22 protein-coding genes are annotated in these 17,308 nt (G+C 37.2%); all 22 read right to left on the minus strand.

Features of this window, described 5'->3' with window-relative positions:
- Positions 1 to 318: 318 nt before the first annotated feature.
- The 22 genes from FW781_RS03595 to FW781_RS03700 all read right to left on the minus strand — a co-directional run bounded on the left by FW781_RS03595 (position 319) and on the right by FW781_RS03700 (position 17,306).
- A complete protein-coding gene (locus tag FW781_RS03595) occupies positions 319 to 966 on the minus strand; it encodes a J domain-containing protein (protein WP_149386157.1) in 648 nt (215 codons plus the stop codon).
- A 404-nt stretch (positions 967 to 1,370) separates the two neighbouring features.
- Positions 1,371 to 1,628 carry a hypothetical protein gene (locus FW781_RS03600; RefSeq protein ID WP_047385468.1) on the minus strand — a complete coding sequence of 86 codons (258 nt, stop codon included), beginning with the start codon at positions 1,626 to 1,628 and terminating at the stop codon, positions 1,371 to 1,373.
- Between the two features lie 91 nt (positions 1,629 to 1,719).
- Positions 1,720 to 2,052: a hypothetical protein gene (locus FW781_RS03605; protein WP_149386158.1), complete on the minus strand. Its 333-nt coding sequence runs from the start codon at positions 2,050 to 2,052 to the stop codon at positions 1,720 to 1,722.
- 11 nt (positions 2,053 to 2,063) lie between these two features.
- The gene (locus tag FW781_RS03610) at positions 2,064 to 2,618 is read right to left on the minus strand and encodes an RNA polymerase sigma factor (protein ID WP_228720129.1); all 555 of its coding nucleotides are present in this window, start codon (positions 2,616 to 2,618) and stop codon (positions 2,064 to 2,066) included.
- Positions 2,619 to 3,091: 473 nt separating this feature from the next.
- Positions 3,092 to 5,095 (minus strand): S9 family peptidase, encoded by a 2,004-nt coding sequence (locus tag FW781_RS03615; protein WP_149386160.1) that lies wholly within the window; start codon positions 5,093 to 5,095, stop codon positions 3,092 to 3,094.
- Positions 5,096 to 5,272: 177 nt separating this feature from the next.
- Positions 5,273 to 5,731, minus strand: coding sequence for a DoxX family protein (locus FW781_RS03620; protein WP_149386161.1), 459 nt, complete (start codon positions 5,729 to 5,731; stop codon positions 5,273 to 5,275).
- A 112-nt stretch (positions 5,732 to 5,843) separates the two neighbouring features.
- Positions 5,844 to 6,302, minus strand: a complete 459-nt coding sequence (locus tag FW781_RS03625; protein ID WP_149386162.1) for an SRPBCC family protein — start codon at positions 6,300 to 6,302, stop codon at positions 5,844 to 5,846.
- A gap of 63 nt (positions 6,303 to 6,365) precedes the next feature.
- Positions 6,366 to 6,794 (minus strand): SRPBCC family protein, encoded by a 429-nt coding sequence (locus tag FW781_RS03630; protein ID WP_149386163.1) that lies wholly within the window; start codon positions 6,792 to 6,794, stop codon positions 6,366 to 6,368.
- 122 nt (positions 6,795 to 6,916) lie between these two features.
- Positions 6,917 to 7,750 (minus strand): SDR family oxidoreductase, encoded by an 834-nt coding sequence (locus FW781_RS03635; RefSeq protein WP_149386164.1) that lies wholly within the window; start codon positions 7,748 to 7,750, stop codon positions 6,917 to 6,919.
- A 47-nt stretch (positions 7,751 to 7,797) separates the two neighbouring features.
- Complete coding sequence (locus FW781_RS03640; RefSeq protein WP_149386165.1) at positions 7,798 to 8,664, minus strand: VOC family protein; 867 nt, start codon at positions 8,662 to 8,664, stop codon at positions 7,798 to 7,800.
- A 167-nt stretch (positions 8,665 to 8,831) separates the two neighbouring features.
- On the minus strand, positions 8,832 to 9,071 hold the full coding sequence (locus FW781_RS03645; protein WP_228720130.1) for a helix-hairpin-helix domain-containing protein: 240 nt from the start codon (positions 9,069 to 9,071) through the stop codon (positions 8,832 to 8,834).
- A 35-nt stretch (positions 9,072 to 9,106) separates the two neighbouring features.
- Positions 9,107 to 9,520: an SRPBCC family protein gene (locus FW781_RS03650; RefSeq protein WP_149386166.1), complete on the minus strand. Its 414-nt coding sequence runs from the start codon at positions 9,518 to 9,520 to the stop codon at positions 9,107 to 9,109.
- A gap of 78 nt (positions 9,521 to 9,598) precedes the next feature.
- Entirely contained in the window at positions 9,599 to 10,030 is a 432-nt protein-coding gene (locus FW781_RS03655; RefSeq protein WP_077416506.1) for a VOC family protein, read from the minus strand.
- Positions 10,031 to 10,177: 147 nt separating this feature from the next.
- Complete coding sequence (locus tag FW781_RS03660) at positions 10,178 to 10,954, minus strand: alpha/beta fold hydrolase (RefSeq protein WP_149386167.1); 777 nt, start codon at positions 10,952 to 10,954, stop codon at positions 10,178 to 10,180.
- Positions 10,955 to 10,956: 2 nt separating this feature from the next.
- Positions 10,957 to 11,481, minus strand: coding sequence for a DinB family protein (locus tag FW781_RS03665; RefSeq protein WP_149386168.1), 525 nt, complete (start codon positions 11,479 to 11,481; stop codon positions 10,957 to 10,959).
- A 185-nt stretch (positions 11,482 to 11,666) separates the two neighbouring features.
- On the minus strand, positions 11,667 to 12,128 hold the full coding sequence (locus tag FW781_RS03670) for a hypothetical protein (protein WP_149386169.1): 462 nt from the start codon (positions 12,126 to 12,128) through the stop codon (positions 11,667 to 11,669).
- An 18-nt stretch (positions 12,129 to 12,146) separates the two neighbouring features.
- Positions 12,147 to 12,557 (minus strand): VOC family protein, encoded by a 411-nt coding sequence (locus FW781_RS03675; protein ID WP_149386170.1) that lies wholly within the window; start codon positions 12,555 to 12,557, stop codon positions 12,147 to 12,149.
- A gap of 97 nt (positions 12,558 to 12,654) precedes the next feature.
- Complete coding sequence (locus tag FW781_RS03680) at positions 12,655 to 13,062, minus strand: VOC family protein (protein WP_149386171.1); 408 nt, start codon at positions 13,060 to 13,062, stop codon at positions 12,655 to 12,657.
- 77 nt (positions 13,063 to 13,139) lie between these two features.
- On the minus strand, positions 13,140 to 13,730 hold the full coding sequence (locus tag FW781_RS03685) for a Crp/Fnr family transcriptional regulator (RefSeq protein WP_149386172.1): 591 nt from the start codon (positions 13,728 to 13,730) through the stop codon (positions 13,140 to 13,142).
- Positions 13,731 to 13,999: 269 nt separating this feature from the next.
- Entirely contained in the window at positions 14,000 to 15,211 is a 1,212-nt protein-coding gene (locus FW781_RS03690; RefSeq protein WP_149386173.1) for a DUF763 domain-containing protein, read from the minus strand.
- Between the two features lie 83 nt (positions 15,212 to 15,294).
- A complete protein-coding gene (locus tag FW781_RS03695) occupies positions 15,295 to 16,425 on the minus strand; it encodes an FAD-dependent oxidoreductase (RefSeq protein ID WP_149386174.1) in 1,131 nt (376 codons plus the stop codon).
- A gap of 47 nt (positions 16,426 to 16,472) precedes the next feature.
- On the minus strand, positions 16,473 to 17,306 hold the full coding sequence (locus tag FW781_RS03700; RefSeq protein ID WP_149386175.1) for a helix-turn-helix domain-containing protein: 834 nt from the start codon (positions 17,304 to 17,306) through the stop codon (positions 16,473 to 16,475).
- Positions 17,307 to 17,308: the final 2 nt, after the last annotated feature.

Here is a 17,308-nt window from a genome sequence, read left to right on the forward strand (position 1 = left end):
AAAATGTAAACTTAACCTCAATTCAAGGAGAATTTAAGAAGTAATCAGACCTACAATTAAGGTTTGATCATCCATTAAAAAGCAAGCTATATCTGCTATACATCAGGTATAAAGAATTTTATGAAATTTTATTAATTATATTTATTCTAAATTAATATATTTGCAGCATGAATATGATTGTCCCATTTAAAGTTCCGCCTTTGGCACCTTACTCATTCAATAACGAAGAGATGTTCTGTGAAAAGAAATCGTGTTGTAAAAAGTTCAAGAAAGGAAAAAGATGCAAGAAATGCCCGGGAAGAAAGAAAATGGCTTAGGCTAGCCCAGCGTTTTAATCAAAAAGTATAAGGCAATTGCCAGTACAATAATTCCCCAAAACAGCATTATAATTTTAGGCTGTCCATACCTGTTCATCACTGTTCTGGGTTGCGGCTTAAACATTTCTTCAACTGTATTTTTGAACTTCTCAGAATCGTTCTCAAAAACTTCTGTAATCGTAATTCCCTGAACAACGGTTTTGTGTAAAAGAGAATTTGTTGCATGAAGCAGAAGCTGGAATTTTCCATCTTTAAATTCTGTGATCTTAAAGATCCTCTCTCCATATGGCTTTTCTAATCCGAAAGGCAATACCTTCACCACATCGGCATTACTTGTCTGCCAGTTGATGATAATCTCCTCCCCTTTTTTTGCATGAATTTTATTGGCTGTAAAAGTTTTGATTGCAGGTGGAATATTATACCTGAAACTTCGCTGATGACTTTCTAAATTCTGATCATAGGCACGTCTTCTGACAGGGTCACTCAACGTTTCATAAGCTTCCTGAATTTCGCGGAAACGGTCAGCAAAAAAGTCGTCATTGTCGTTTTTATCGGGATGATATTTTAAAGACAGTTTTCGATAGGCTTTTTTGACGTCTTCTTCTGAAGCATCCAGTGATATACCGAGAAAATAATAGTAGTCTTTCATTGAGAAATACAAAAATAAGGATTTATTTTTCTTTGTGTCTGATATTTATTACAAAAATTTAGTGGGAAAACAGATGTGAAAGTCATTGCGAATCAAAGATGAAACAATCTCATTACTGATTAATGAATGGGGCTGGAAAAACGCAAGGGCGCTAAGGTTTTACAAGTAGTATGCTTTAAGGTGCAAGGATTTTATCTCCGACAAAATTGTACTGTTATAAAAGATTTTGCGGAGATTTCAACGGCACACTTGCTATTCCAGACAAAGCAAGGAATTTCAATCTGCGGAAAAAAATATAAGTTTTTTCATCTCAGATTATATTTGTTTTTTAATAAAAAAATTCCGGCGCGGGAAGCAGAGCTTCCCGCGCCGGAATTAAACAATTTCAATTTAGTCTTTACGTATTATGCTTCGCAGGTATTATCCTTTTTGCAGCATCTTGAATGGAATTCTTTTTTGAATTTTCCTTTCAGTTCCTGATAATCTTCATCATTCATTTCTCTGATCTTATCTGCCAGTCCGAAAGGTGATTTTTCTTTAATTCCATACTCATCAAAAATACCTTTGATAAATCTTTTTCTTTGTATTGCTTTTTTAGCGATTAAGGCTACGCCCACAACGGCTAATGCTCCCAGAGCTCCTTTTAATGCTGAATTTTTCATTTTTTCAAAATTTTAAATTTTACTACTTCTTGTTTTTTATAGAGACGAATGAATCTGAATTTTACTTTACTACTTCTTTTGTTTTTTCAGATTATTCGTTGTTTCTGTTGAAGAATCCACCTGAACATTTATTCCTCCACACTTCTTTGAATTTTTCTCTTTCTTCAGGTGACCAGCTTTCCATTTTTTCTCTCATTTTTCTTTCCTTGAAATCTTTCATTCCTTTACCGAAATGGAAACCTCCAAAAAGAATTTTACTTAGGATCAGTATTCCCATAGCCTGCCAGAATGTAATCGCTTTTACTCCTAAAATTTCCGGGAGAAGACAATTCCAAAGCATCATTACAATCCATGTAACAGCGGCTAAAATTAATGGCGGGCATAATAATAAAAAAATCCAACCCTTTTTGTGTTTATGATTCATAATTTCTTTTTCTAACTTTTTAAATCTTCGTACAATTTTCTCAATCTGTTTCTCAAATGCTTCACAGCATAGTTTTTTCTACTGATGATGGTTTTGATGTTTTCTCCCTGTTCATCGGCAATCTCCTGGAGGGTTTTGTCGTTCAGTTCATTTTCTACGTAGACCAGCCTTTGTTTTTCGGGGAGTTCGTCCAGTGCTTCAAACAGTTTTTTCCAGATCTCATCCTGAAACATTTTCACCTCAGGACCAGCGCTATCGTCCAGTAAAAGGATATCCTTGATAGAAAAACTCCCGTCTTCATCCTCATATACGAAATCTTCAAGATTTTCTGTTTTCTTTTTACGGTAACGGTCTGTAATTTTATTCGCTGTTACCCTATATAGCCACCCACCAACATTTACGATCTCCGAAATATTCGTAAGGCTACTGAACTGATACCACACTTCCTGCAGAATATCTTCCGCATCCTCCGTGTTTTTCACCTTCGGACGAATATAGGACATCAGCTTCCCTCCGTAGTTGGAAACGGTCTGTGAGATGATGCTTTCTTTCTCCTTCTGTGGCATTGTTATTTTTTCGACAACCTCCATATTGCTATGACGGACAGCCTTTTGGTTTTACTTTAATAAATTTAAAATATTTTTTTTACAATTCAATTTTTCTTTTATCCATCAGCATTTTATCTTATCAATTATTTACTGATTACTGATTATTTATTTTATGGAGCTTATTCCCGCTATCCGCTCATACTCCTCACGCCAAACTGCCATCCTGAACCTAACCTAATATCCCATGCTTGTTGCGGGGTAACCGCTGCTATCGGGGCTAGGAGGGAGTATCAATGATGAATGATAATGACCTTTTTATCCATTCTCAATTTCTAACTTCATTTGAGATTCCTACGGAATGACACAATTGTAATGACAGTTTATCCATACAGCTTGTCATTCCGTAGGAATCTAAACATCCCACCTAGTCGTAATAACAAAAAGAAACGGAAGATCTGAGTCCTCCGTTTAATCATTATAAAATTAATAGTTTACTTATTAAAATTTTCTGCAAAGAATCCTAACATTGACTTATAAAGTTCTATTCTGTTCGGTTCTTTTCCAAAGCCGTGTCCTTCATCATATTTTACCAGATAAGGAACTTCAAAGCCTTTGGCACGCATTGCTTTTACAATCTGATCAGATTCATTGATGTTTACTCTTGGATCGTTGGCTCCCTGTACTACAAATAGAGGTTTCTTGATTTTGTCTATCTGGAAAACCGGCGAAACTTCTTTAGCAATTTTCGCTTCTTCAGGATTGTCAAGGTCATACCAGATCTGTTTTACCATTTCTTTATAGGGTTTCCAGTATTCCGGGAAAGAAGCAAAGAAGGTAAAAATGTTGGAGACCCCTACATAATCTACTCCACAAGAATAGAGATCCGGAGTTTTGATCAGCCCCATAAGAGTGGCATATCCACCATGGCTTCCTCCATAAATGGCTACTTTATCTTTATCTACCCATCCTTGCTCAATGGCATATTTTACTCCATCTTCCACATCATCCATCGCTTTTCTTCCAATCTGTTTGTAACCAGCTTTCTGGAATGATTTTCCATATCCACCGGAAATTCTGAAGTTGATCTGAAGTGTGGCATACCCTCTGCTTGCAAAAAGCTGTGTTTCAGGATTGAATCCCCATCTGTCTCTGATTCCCTGAGGGCCGCCGTGAGGATTTACAATCAAAGGAACTTTTTTCCCTTCCAGTGCGGCTTTAGGCAATGTGATATATCCATGGATAGTCAATCCGTCTCTGCTTTTAAATTCGATAGGTCTCATTTCGGCCATATCTTCTTCCTTCAGCTGGGGCATCAGGTTGTAAAGAAGCTTGGTCTGCTTGGTTTTTGTATCGTATTCGTAATAAGTTCCGTACAGCTTATCACTTCCTACAACAACCAGAAGTTTGTCATTATTATCATCCGAAGAAACGATACCGAATTCCTTGTCTCCAAACTGAGACTTCAATTTATCGTCTATTTCCTTATAAAATTTACTTACAGGAACTGTTTCTCCTTTGGTTCCTTCATAGCTGATAAAATCAAGTTCATAGTTTCTGTTTTTACCGGCTGTGCTTATGGAGCTTACATCATATACCGGATTGGAATAAATTTCTTTAATCACAGTATTTTTTTTCAGATCATACAGTACAATTCTCGCTTTATCACTATCAAGATTCGTTACTACATAGGCTTCATCTTTATTTTTAGAATTTTCATTAAATTCTATAATACTGAAGGTATCAGACCAGTCTGCGGATTTGATCAGGTTAAATTTCCCTGTCTGCACGTCTTTATAATAGGTCTTTGTTGTTAATCCGTTTTCAAGAACGCTGTAGCCTCTCAGATTTCCATCTTTATCAAAAAGATAGTCGTCGATAGGACTGTTGACATCTTTATTTTCATACAGCTGGGTCATTTCCCCTGTAACGAAATTGATTTTAAAAGGTTCAAAGATCTGCTTATTGTTTTTGTTCATGGTAACCACAACAAAGTCTGTATCTTTTATAGGAATGATTGATTGTACTTTCACTCCGTCAAAGGGTGTTAAATCCTTCTGATTTCCACCATCCGCATCTGTAGCATACAAATGAATATTCTCATTTCCTCCTCTATCCTGTGTGTAGTAAAGGCGCTTTTTGTTCAGCCAGCCATACCCTCTGATCAGGTCATCTTTTTCCACGATGGCTTTGGTAATTTTTCCTGTACTCAGGTCTTTTACATAAACGTGGTTCTTTTTATCCTGATCTTTTTCTTTATAGGAAAGGTATTTTCCGTCAGGAGAAATTTTAAATGCTGAAGCTTTTGGTCTTGCAAAATAGTCTTCCACTTTGTATTTAAAGTTTCCTTTGTCATAAGAAATAAGTTTCTCAAGATTGGCTTTGGAAGAGGGTAAAGTAGGATCTCCCGGCAATTTGGCAGTGGAACTCTGTGCGTTGGTCATAATGGTAGAAAGTACAATAAGGGCTGTACCGAAAATGTTGTGATTTAGGTTCATAACTTCTGTTTTTTAAGGTTCAAGTTATCAGAAAGCACTCATTTTTAAAACAATAGAAACAAATGCATTTATATAATAAGACATACTATACCCACAAAACGTTACATTCTTTTATCAATTAATTAAAAAAAATATCGGTTATATGAAAAAAACAGCCTTAGTGGCTGTCTTTTTTATCTAATGTAAATAAATTCCGAAATACCAGGTCCAGACGATTAAGATAATCTGCATGGGAATCCTTTGAGTATAAAGGTACTTCATTCCCGGGCCGGTGTAATCTGCTTTAAAAATATTAATCCTTTTCCTGGAAGAATTGATATTGGCAACAAAAACCAATACATAAAAAATGATCAGTAAAATTGCGGTAATTTCACGAATTGCCGGAATCATAAGCCCGATTCCCGCAGCAATTTCCAGTACCCCTGTACAATATACCCAAAACATTCTGGCAGGCATAAAATCAGGAATCATCATGGCCATCCCTTTCTGAAACTTAAAATGGGAAAATCCTGTAAATATGATAAATACAGCCATTCCCAGGTTTCCTGAAAATATAAAATCCGGCTTTCCCTGGAGCAAAAAAGTTCCCAGCAAAGCCAGAATACATGTTGCGAAAAGTATTACGAGTAGTTTCATTTTTTAGGTGATGGGTGATGGATGATAGGTGGCAGGCAGCAGAAATTAGGGATCAAGATAAAAGAATTGAGACTATGATTAAATAACCAATAACTCTAAACTTTGAACTTCATCACACTGAATCAAGGCTTACTCCTTCTGCAAGACTTTTCACGACCATCAGCCCTTTTGTAAAGCCCGTGTTCATGTGATCTTCCCATTGTTTTTCAACCTGAACTTCAGCATGAAGTTTTGTTTTCCCTCCAAAATCTATTAAAAAATATTTTTCAAAGCTTCCGTTCCATTCCATTACTTCCTTGCTCTGGGTATCTTCTACTCCATTTTTATCTACCATTCCCAGATGTTTAAAAACAATCTGATTGGGTTCTTCCAGGCTGTCTATGGTTGAAACCATTCCTTCTCCTTCAGCATTAAGAAAATAAGTCTTTCCGCCTATCTTCCAATCGGATTTCATGACAGATCCTGCACCGAAGAACCGGGTCCATTCGCTATATGTTTCAGGGTTCCAAAGAATGTCCCATACTTTTTGTAGAGGAGCATCAATTACTGTTTCGTATGATAAGGTTTCCATTTTTTATATTTTTTACAGTGATTGGGTTATGAATTACTTTAGGTGTATTCAAACCTGAAATGTTTAAAGCTGATTTTCTGAAAGATGTTTAACGATGGTCATCGCTTTTGGAAATTTCTCTTCAAAAAACTCTTTAAATTCTGCAGGAGTCTGAATTTCTGTTTTCAGCAGCGTTCCCTCTTCATTTTCTTCAAGAAAATAAGCTTCTGTTGCTTCTCCCCAGTCCTGAGGAACTTCAATACCGTCATAAATTTCTCCCAGGTGCAAAAATCTTATTTCTTCGTTGGGAACAACTTTTTCTACCCTGCTGTACATTCCATTGTTTTTGGGGTCAAGAAATTTAACAATATTGTTCTCTTCGAGTGTTCCTTCATAAAAAGAACCGTCTGTAAATGCTGTTGTCCATTGCCTGTAGGTAATATCTCCCCAAAGGACACTCCATACTTTTTCAGGTTCAGCATTGATTTCTATTTCATATGATAATCGTTCCATTTTATTTTAGTTATTTGGTTGTAGATAATAGGTTGCAGGTGATTGGATTGGAGTTTGAGGGTTTGAAAGTTTTAGAGTAAGAGTGTATTAAACTACAATTTCTAACTTCCTAACTTCTCATTCTATCCTCCGACAAAATCACCTCCATTGATGTGAATGATTTCTCCTGTAATATAACTTGCATCTTTAGACGCGAGAAAAACATAAGCAGGAGCTACTTCCGACGGTTGCCCCGCACGTTTCAGCGGAGTATCTTTTCCAAATGTGGAAAGATTATTAAAAGCTTCTTTCACCAGCGGAGTCCATATAGGCCCGGGAGCAATGCCATTCACCAGAATTCCTTTTTCGGCAAGATTATCCGCCAGTGAGCGGATAAAAGACAAAACAGCTCCTTTTGTAGCGGCATAATCAAGTAAATGATTGCTTCCTCGGTATGCTGTGACAGAGGTCGTGCAGATGATTCTTCCTCCCTTTCCAATCATTGGAAGAAAATTTCTGGTGAAAGAAATCATAGACATGATATTGGTATCAAATGTTTTCTGAATCTGCTCATCAGAGATTTTTTCCAGACTGCTTTTAGAGGTATGAATCCCTGCATTATTCACAAGAATATCAAGTTTCTTCCACTCTTTTTTAATCTTGTCTGCACATTGGGTTCTGAATGCTTTCCGGGTTAGATTGCCTTTGATGAGAATACATTCCTGTCCTTCTTTTTCAACCAGTTTTTGAGTTTCTTTAGCATCAGCGTCACTTTCTTTATAAATAATAGCAATGTCCGCCCCTTCTCTGGCAAAATGAACGGCTACAGCCTGTCCTATACCACTGTCTCCTCCGGAAATAACTGCTTTTTTACCCTTCAGCTTCCGGCTTCCCTGATAATCGTTCCGGATAATTTCCGGAAACAGCCCTTCTTTAGGGACTTTTGACTTAGATTGTGATTTGTTCTGTGTTTTCATATGCAAATCTTTTCTCTAAATCACATCAAACAATACGCCGAAATAGATTAAGAATGATAAGCATCCTCCAAATCCTGGATGATAATTTTCTGCATTTTCATCATAGCCTGAACTACTTTATAGGCTTTTTCCTGATTGGAATCGTTCATTAACTGAATGAGTCTTTTAGGCACAATCTGCCAGCTCAATCCATATTTATCTTTCAGCCAGCCGCACATACTTTCTCTGCCGCCATCAGCTGTCAGCGTGTTCCAGTAGTTATCAGTCTGCTGCTGATCGTCCGTCATTACTACCAATGATATTCCTTCATTGAAATCAAACTGGTGATCGTAAGAATTATCCATACAGAATAAGCTGTAATTGTCTATTGTAAAATGGGCATGCTGAACATTTTCTGCCGGTTCCGGGATATCGTGCCCTTCACTTCCTGCTCCATAGGTCAATATGTTTCCTATGTTTGAGTTGGGAAATGTTTTGGTATAAAGTTCCATAGCTTCTTTTGCCTTTCCATTGTTCTGATGGATGAACATTAAGGTAGGAATTATTTTCTGCTCACTTGCTTTTTCACCCAAAAACAACTGCCATGTTACTCCATATTTATCCTGAACCCATCCGTATTTTGGGCTCCATGAGTAAGATCCCAGCTCCATCAAGGCCATTCCGCCCTCCAGCAGCTGATCCCAGTATTTTTGTACTTCATCTTCTGTCTCACAAATTACCATGAAAGATATGGAAGGATTTTTTTTGAATTGCGGACCTCCGTTCAGAAGCATCAATCTTTGTCCAAACAAATCAATATTCATCACTACAGGGGTATCTGCCGTGATCTCGCCCCCAAAAACTTTACAATAAAACTCGGCAGACTGCTTGGCATCTCCGTCATACCAGAGACATGGGAAAATATCGTTATTCATAATTTTATATTTAAATGGATTGATTTTATATTATTTTACTTTTTTCATAGGGATAGTGTTTTCATCTGCTGATTAATTTACAGCAAAAGAAATCTAATGTCTTTGCATTTAAAGAGTTTGTTTCACTTTATCTGCAATGACACTGTAAAAATGTCTAGTTATACTTTCTATGCTTCTTTAAAGCATACCTGATTTTCTTGCATATAATTCTTCAGTTTTACCATCGTATTTTTCCCGAAACCATGAAGCTGCATAATTTCTTTCTCGGAATAATCTGAAAGTTTTTCCAAAGAATTTATTTTTTCTTTTTCTAAGGCTCTTCTTGCAGGTATTGCAATAACCCCATGAAGAAATTCTTCTTTAGGGTCATAATTAAAAGCATAAATGGAATTTAAACTCTTGGACATGATAACTAAATTGATCATGGCTACAAAAAATATTGTTAATGATTCTCAACATACTTATGGAAATTATTAAGAATAGCATACCAGCCATCTCGCTGCATTTCCACAGAATTTTGTTTTTCCGGATCGAAAATTTCTATAACTTTCGTTGTGTTTTCATCTATCTTATCGAAAACAACTTCTACTTTCCGTCCGTCCTCCATATGATATTTGATTACCTCATGAGGAATAATTTCATCATAAACGCCTTCAAAATCAAATCCGAAACTTTTGTCTCTAGCTTCCATTCTGTTTTTGAATTTGCCTCCTACCTTCAGGTCATTTTCAGAACTAGGGCACTGCCAGCTTTCGTGAGCAAAATTCCATTTTGTGATATGTTTTGGCTCATTGAAATAATTCCAGACTTTTTCAATGGGTGCTAAAATTGTAATGTCTATTTTAATTGGATCCATAGTTCTAATTTTTTATAGTTTGAATAAAAGAGCTGCCCAAAGATGGGCACCTCTTTTTATAATTAGTTAAATATAGGATTATTTTGCGTATTCATCATTATAGTTCACCATCCAATGAACACCATATTTATCCTGAAAGCATCCGAAATAGTCTCCCCAAAACTGATCTTCAATCGGCATTTCTACATTTCCGCCATCAGAAAGTTCTTTAAAGATTCTGTCGGCTTCATTTCTGGAATCCGGAAAAACAGAAACATAATTATTATTTCCTACGGTAAGAGTCTGCCCAAAACCGGGTACAATATCTGATGCCATTAAAAGGTCACCTCCAATAGGCAAAGCAATGTGCATTACCCTGTTTTTTTCTTCTTCTGAAAGGTTTTCTGTACCGGGAGCATTTCCCATTTTATGAATTCCTCCGACGAATTCACCCCCGAAAACAGTTTTGTAAAAATTGAAAGCTTCTTCAGCTGTTCCATCAAAATTCAGATACGGATTTAATTTAGCCATGATTTTTAATTTTAAAGTTATTATTATAAAATATAAGGTTCTATTGTTGATCCATTAAGGAATAATTAATTGAGTGAATAGTAAATACAGCTTCGTTTTTAAATCATTATAATTCACTTGGCTCCACTTCCTATTTTTTCAAAATTCTTAATGGTTTATAAATTTTTCTACTTCTCTTACGGTAAAGTCTATTAAGTTTACATCAATACTTCCATCAAAGTCAGGCATCATATAAACACCATGAGTTGCGGGAAGTATCATTAACCGGGAGCCTTTTACCAGACGCCACATCGCTGCAGCATGCTCCGGTTTCATCACATCCTGATCACCGCTGATGAATAATGTAGGTGATTGTATGGAAGTCAGCACCTCATCATCCCAGTCTTTAAACGTCTGCATCCTTTTGCAGTCTTTCTCAAAAAGGTTTTCCAGTTTTGAAAAATCAGGATTGAGATTTAAAAAATTAATTTTGAAAGGTTCGGGCATCGATTCAAAAGTTGCTTCCTGCATTCCTTCAAAAAAGCCGTCTATCATTCCGCTTCTTTTATAAAATGCTGAGGCTACGACCAGTTTTTCTACAATTCCGGGATGGCGGTGGCCAATCTGCATTACAGTACTTCCTCCGTTACTGAATCCCCAGAAGGAAGCTTTTCCAATGTTGAGTTCTGCTAAAAGTCCGGCAACATCATCGGCGTCCTGTTCAAAAGTTTCAGGAATATCTCGGTGCTCGCTGCGCCCGTGATTTTGCAGATCGATTCCTATGAGCTGAAACTTATCTCCCAGCCTGGCAATCACCTCTTTAAAATCATACAGAATGGAAGATCCTCCGCCATGAATCAAAACCAGAGGTTTTCCGGATCCATAGATCTCGTAATACAATTGGATTCCGTTGACTTTTTTATAGCCTTTTTCTACCGGATTCATGATTAGTACTTAAGATTTTCGTCTACATCATACTTCATTCCGGGATAGTCCAGAATTCTTCGCATCAGGCCTATCTGCCCGCAGAGATAATCTTCACGGCCGATACACATTCCGACAAAATTGAGTTTTGTTTCTTTAATGAAAGGGATATTCATTCCTATTTCAAATATCTCATCCAGTTCTTCATCAGTTACTTCATGAAGTTTTTGGTATACTTTAGCAGAAATTTTATGAAAGTTTTCTTTTAATTCAGCTAAAGTTGGATATTTAAAGCTTTCATCCAGTGCTTTTCCCTGGAAGAACAAGTCACTGTAAGGGTCTTCTTCCTGTATTCCAAGCACCCAGCCTAAGCCATAGCGTATGTTGACAAAGTTTCCTGCCATCCATACGATATGGTTGGTTTTATTTTCAATTCTTTTCAATGCATCTTCTTCCGAAATGCCATCCAAAACATTCATAAAGCTCTGGGAGTGCATTCTGTAAGCCGGAATAACGAGTTCCATTTTTTTTGATTTTGGTGTGTCCATTTTAATTAGAGATTAGAAGTTAGAAATTAGAGGTTAGAAAGTTGGAGAAACGCAAAGGCGCAGGATATTTACAAGCTGTACGTTTTTAAAGCGCAGAGATTTTATCTCCGATAAAATTGCACTCTTCTAAAAATAGCATGGAAAAATTTGACAGTTCATTTGTCATTCCGAGCGAAGCAAGGAATCTATTTTATGGCGCCAGGTTTTCCTAAAATTCTGCGGAGATAACCTAATTGCCCGCTGTGGTAAATTTCATGAAGGCTTAGGGTTGATATATCTTTAATCATTTCGGGCTTAAAACTTTCAATCGTATTGAGTTTTGCTTCCAATTTGTCCTGGGATTGTTTCAAATAGGATTTTAAATCTTCAAAGTTGATCAATTTATCTTTGTGATCTAAAGCAATTTCCCCTCTGTTGTAAAATGAAAATTTATCACTGTCCCAAACAGATTCTTCATCAAGAATATTCAATAAAGGATTTCTGATGTGGATCAGATGTCCCAGAATCCAGTTCATACAGTTGGCTTCACCATTAGGAAAAATCATAGATTCTTCATGAGTAATACCGTCGATATTCATAGTAATTACATAATATGTGCTGACGACCTGATTTTTTATGATTTCTATATCATTTGATTGTGTCTCCATGTGGTTGGTATTTAAAAATTATTCTGTAGGAATCTGAGAGGCATCTCCATGCATCACTTCCCACTGATGGCCATTGATATCTGCAAAACTGCTTTGATACATCCATCCGTAATCCACAGGTTCATTATATTTTGAACCTCCGTTCTCGATAGCTGTTTTTACCATCTTATCTACCTCATCACGGCTGTTGACACCAATGGCCAAAAGCACCTGTGTTGTATCTCCTTTAGCAAAAGGTCTGTTGGTAAAGGTTTGAAAAAAATCTTCTTTGAGAAACATTGTGTAAATATGATTTTCCTTCATTACCACACATATTGCCTGATCGTTTGAAAACTGTTCATTGATAGAAAAGCCAAGATCTGTCCAGAATTCTCTGGTTTTTTGTACGTCTTTTACGGGTAAATTGACGTAGATATCGTTGATGTGCATTTTGTAAATTTTAGTGGTGATTGTTATCCAAAATTACCAAGGTAGGGTAAGAATGTGCTTGCCATAGGACAAGATTTAATCTTTATTTGGATTTAAATTATTCTGCCGGCATTTGAGATAGATCAGCAAAAGTAATGTTCCAGCCGTGACCGTCAAGATCCCAGAAAGAATTCTGATACATCCAACCGTAATCCTGAGGTTCTTCATGCTGCCGCGCTCCATTTTCTACAGCGGTATTCACTACTTTATCTACTTCTTCACGGCTGTTCAGCCCTACTGCTACAAGAACCTGGCTGGTATTTTCTTTAGCTACAGGCTTATTGGTGAAGGTCATAAAATAATCTTCCTGCAGAAACATGACATAAATAGTATCATTCAAAACAACGCATGTTGCTTTATCATCAGAGAATTGTTCATTAATCGAAAAACCTACCTTGGTCCAGAATTCTTTTGTTTTCTGCACATCTTTTACCGGAAGGTTCACATAAATTTGATTGACTTTCATTTTTTGTAATTTTAGTGTTAATTTGTTATCCAAAATTACCAAGGTGCAATGAAAATCAACTTGTCATAGGGCAAGATTTAATTTTTCTTAGGATGGGAAACTATTTCTTTTCGAATACGGCTTAAAGAAGTGTCTGTAACGCCCAGATAGGAAGCAATCTGCTTCAATGGTGCAAATTGTATGACTTTAGATTTTTGTTCCAGGAGATTAAGGTATCTTCTGGTTGCTGAAAGGGTAAACATTTCTACAGAGCGTTGTTTGTAGGCAAAAAGCTCCTGAGACATCCATGATCTTCCCCATTCTCTGAGGTTTGGAATTTTATGGAATAATTCCTGAAAAGTATCATAATCCAGTCTCCAGCATTCACAGTCTGTAATACAAACGATATTTTCCTGAGACGGAACTCGCTGAAACATTGACAAAACCTCAATAATCACCTCATTCTCTACGAAAAAATGAGTGGTTACTTCATTTCCGTTGAAATCATTAACATAGGAACGCGCCAATCCGCTTTCAAGAATATAATATTCGTTGGCTGTTTTTCCTTCTTCAAGAATGAAATCACCTTTCTGGAAAGATGTTTTTTCATGAGCCTGAAATATTTCTGCAAGCTCTTCAGGGAAAAAGAAGGGAAAATCATAGCAGATTTCTAAAGCTTTATTGGTCATTGGTGTCAATTTTTTTAAGACTTTAAAAATAAAATTTTTAATTGAATTAAGAGCAAAAAACATTAAACAAAGAACCCATCACCTTTATAAAAAGACACATACTGCATTGAAATCAAAGAGATTTACATGCTGATAATTTTTTAAACAACTATTCAAAACATACTATTTTACCACCCCGTCAAAAATTCTTTTGAAGTTTCGCCACCCCTCCAAAAGATGGGAATGATTATTGGTCGGTTACAGAGGTAAACGTTTAAAAGGAAAAATTTTTAAAACAGAGAAAGCTGTATGGATTTTGGAGCGCTGGGTTTTTGGGCATCCCCGAACACGGTCTTTCCGCCAAAACGCCATGAATTTTGTCTTTCTTCTTCAATCACCTGCTGAATATCAAAATCCGGGGTGAAATCTTTTTCTGCTTCAGCTACAATCTGATGAAGTTTATTTAAAGAGTTCAGTTTATCAGAATTTCCCAGTTTGGACTTTTCTATTCCTTTTCTGATAATACTGATACTCTCATCATAGGTATTGACAGGAACAGGGAAAGGATGTCCGTCTTTCCCTCCATGAGCAAAAGAAAACCTTGCCGGATCGGCAAATCTTGACGGTGCCCCGTGAATGACTTCACTTACCAAAGCCAATGACTGCATGGTTCTGGGACCTACTCCTTCCAGCATGAGCAAATCTTCAAAATTCTGAGGCTGCTGTTCCCGGGTAACATATAAAAGAGCTCCCAGGCGTTTTAAATCTACATCAGAAGCCTGAACATCATGATGGGCAGGAAGTATCAACCTTGCAAAATCCTTCATCACTTCTGCTGAATCGGTATGGGAAATATCTAAAATTCCTTTTCTGTTTTCTGAAGCTTCGGTATCGGTAAGGTTAAGAATCTTTCCTCTAGAAATTCCGTTGATTCCTGTATGAGGTTTTTCTACAAAGGAGGTAATATTTTCGGAATGCCAGTGATACCTTCTTGCAGTTCCATCCGATTCATGCATTCCCTGCTGAATAACACTCCAGTTTCCGTTATCTGAAAGAATAAAATTATGCAGATACAACTGATAACCATCCTGAATGGCTGTATTATCCACTTTTGCAGAAAGCTTACTGGCTCTTACCAGATCTGTTCCGTTAAGTCCGGTTTTATCTGCAATTCTGATTAATTCTGATGGGGTTTCCCGGGAAAATTTTCCTTTTCCACCGCAGATATAAAGTCCCAGCGATTGCGAATTGGGATTGATGGAACGTTTCAATGCTCCCATCACAGAAGTAGTAATTCCTGAAGAATGCCAGTCCATTCCCATCACGGCTCCAAAACTCTGAAACCAGAACGGATCTGCCAATCGGCGCAATACCTCATCTTTACCGTAATCCATGAGAATGACTTCTATAATGGAAAGTCCCAGCACAGACATACGTTCATACAGCCATGGCGGTACTTTGCCATAGTGAAGAGGTAAATCTGCTGTTCCTGAACGTTTCATTCTATTATTAAAATGTAAAGGTAGGTTTTATTCATCTTACTATTTAATGATCAGAATCATTAATTGTATCATTGAATCACCAACTATTGGATAAGGCTGGTAAAAGAGAAGTTGGCATCGCGCATTTCCAGTTCATTTTTGGAGGATTCAAACTGTGCTTCTTTGGCATAGATAAGCATTTTTTGTTCGTAAACATCAATAGCTTCCTCTATGCTTTGATAGTTTCCTTCTGTTAGATTTTCCGATAAAATTAAAGCATCCATCAGCCCGCTATTGACTCCCTGCCCTGCAAAAGGAGGCATCAGATGAGCGGCATCACCAATAAGTGTTACGGGCAAAGAGCGATTGTCTTTCCAGGATTTGTCTAATGGGATCTTTCTTGTTGGCAGCCCTACGAAAAAGGAAGTTGAAAGGAATAACTGCTGATACAGTTCATTCCAAGCAAAGAATCTTTTAGTAAGAAACCGGCGAACCTGTTCTGTATTCTGAAAGTCCAGAGTACAGCCATCTTTCCATTCTTCAGGTTTTTTGAATATAACTCCATAAGTCAGGGCTCCGTTATTATAAGGATTAGCCACCAATAAATTCCCTTCAAAAGCGGCCATTGGTCTTTTCCCCTCACACCACCTGAAAAATTCGGGACATGTTTTCTCTGGCTGCGGAACATCTCCCTGAATAATAAAAGTCCCTGTATCTTCCACCTCAGTGTCTGTTACATATTTCCTTACTTTAGACATTCCGCCATTGGCTCCTATAACCAAATCTGCAGTCACATCCGGTTTGTCCTTAAAATGAAGTATCCATTTCCCGTCATTTTCTTCCATTCCGGTAAAGTTCATATCCCAAATTACCGTATTATCTGAAAGGCTGGCCAGAAGCATTTCTCTTAAATGATTTCTGTTGATTTCCGGATTGTCATATTGGTTTTCAGGGGTGATATCTTTCGTAAAAAGTATATTGCAATGTTCATCAGCAATTTTGACTCCCATAGGCAGTGCCATCTCGTAATATTTATTCAGCAAACCAGCCTTTTTCATAGCTTTCTGTCCTGATTCCTGATGAAGATCCAGCGTACCGCCCCAGACTCTTGTCTCTGCATTCAGATCTCTTTCATAAACTTTTACTTCAACGCCTTTTTGCTGTAATAAAACGGCCATGGTTAAACCTACAGGTCCAGCGCCGATAACTGCTACTTTTTTATGATTCAGTACCATAATTTTAATGTATTTATTATGGCACAAAATTCAGGAATGCAATGGTATCATGCTTGTACAAATGCGACAAAATCATTGCTTATGGCTTGCTTTCTTTTTTGGGCTTCCCGTGCGAAAACAGCTGGTGTTGTACCGCTGTATCGTTTAAATTCTCTGCTTAAATGAGATTGATCTGTGTATCCAAATTCCTGTGCAAGTGCAGCAATAGATGTTTCAGGAACATGCCACAAACGGTTTCTGATCTGTTCAAAACGCATAATTCCGGATACATCTTTTACAGTATGCCCTGAAGACTTCTTGAATTTTCTTTCTAATGTCCGAACTGTTGTATGAGCTGAATCAGCGACCTGATTTACAGGAATCGCTCCATTATTTTTCCTCATGGCAGCTCCAGCTTTGAAAAGAAGACTGTCTATGGTAATCAGCGAGTGTAATTTCAAAAAGTACTGTTCAACCTGAGAGACGGCTTCCTCTATTTTCCTCTGACTTACGAGATCATTCAATACAGCTTGAAGCTTTGCAACAGGATGTTCGAGAGTATGAACTCCATTCTCAGTTTTTTCTGATGACAGCCCCAGTAAATCAAAAACAGTCCATGGAAAACACCTGATCCCGATAATTTCTAATTGATTCTGAGCATGAAAAAGAGCTGGCTGATTGAGCAGTCCCATGATGAACGGAGAGGGTAAATCCTGTAAAATTCCCTGATGAGCAATACTGCATCCACTTCCAAAATGAAAGATGATTTCAGCATAACCATCCGGCATCACCGTAAACCCAGACTGTTTTTCACCATAGTCTCTTCTGTTATACCAAAAACATTTAATGGTATCCCTAAGTCCTTCAGGAACTTCAAACTCCTGATGTATATTTGAAAACATTG

This window comes from Chryseobacterium panacisoli, assembly GCF_008274625.1.
Lineage (GTDB): Bacteria > Bacteroidota > Bacteroidia > Flavobacteriales > Weeksellaceae > Chryseobacterium > Chryseobacterium panacisoli.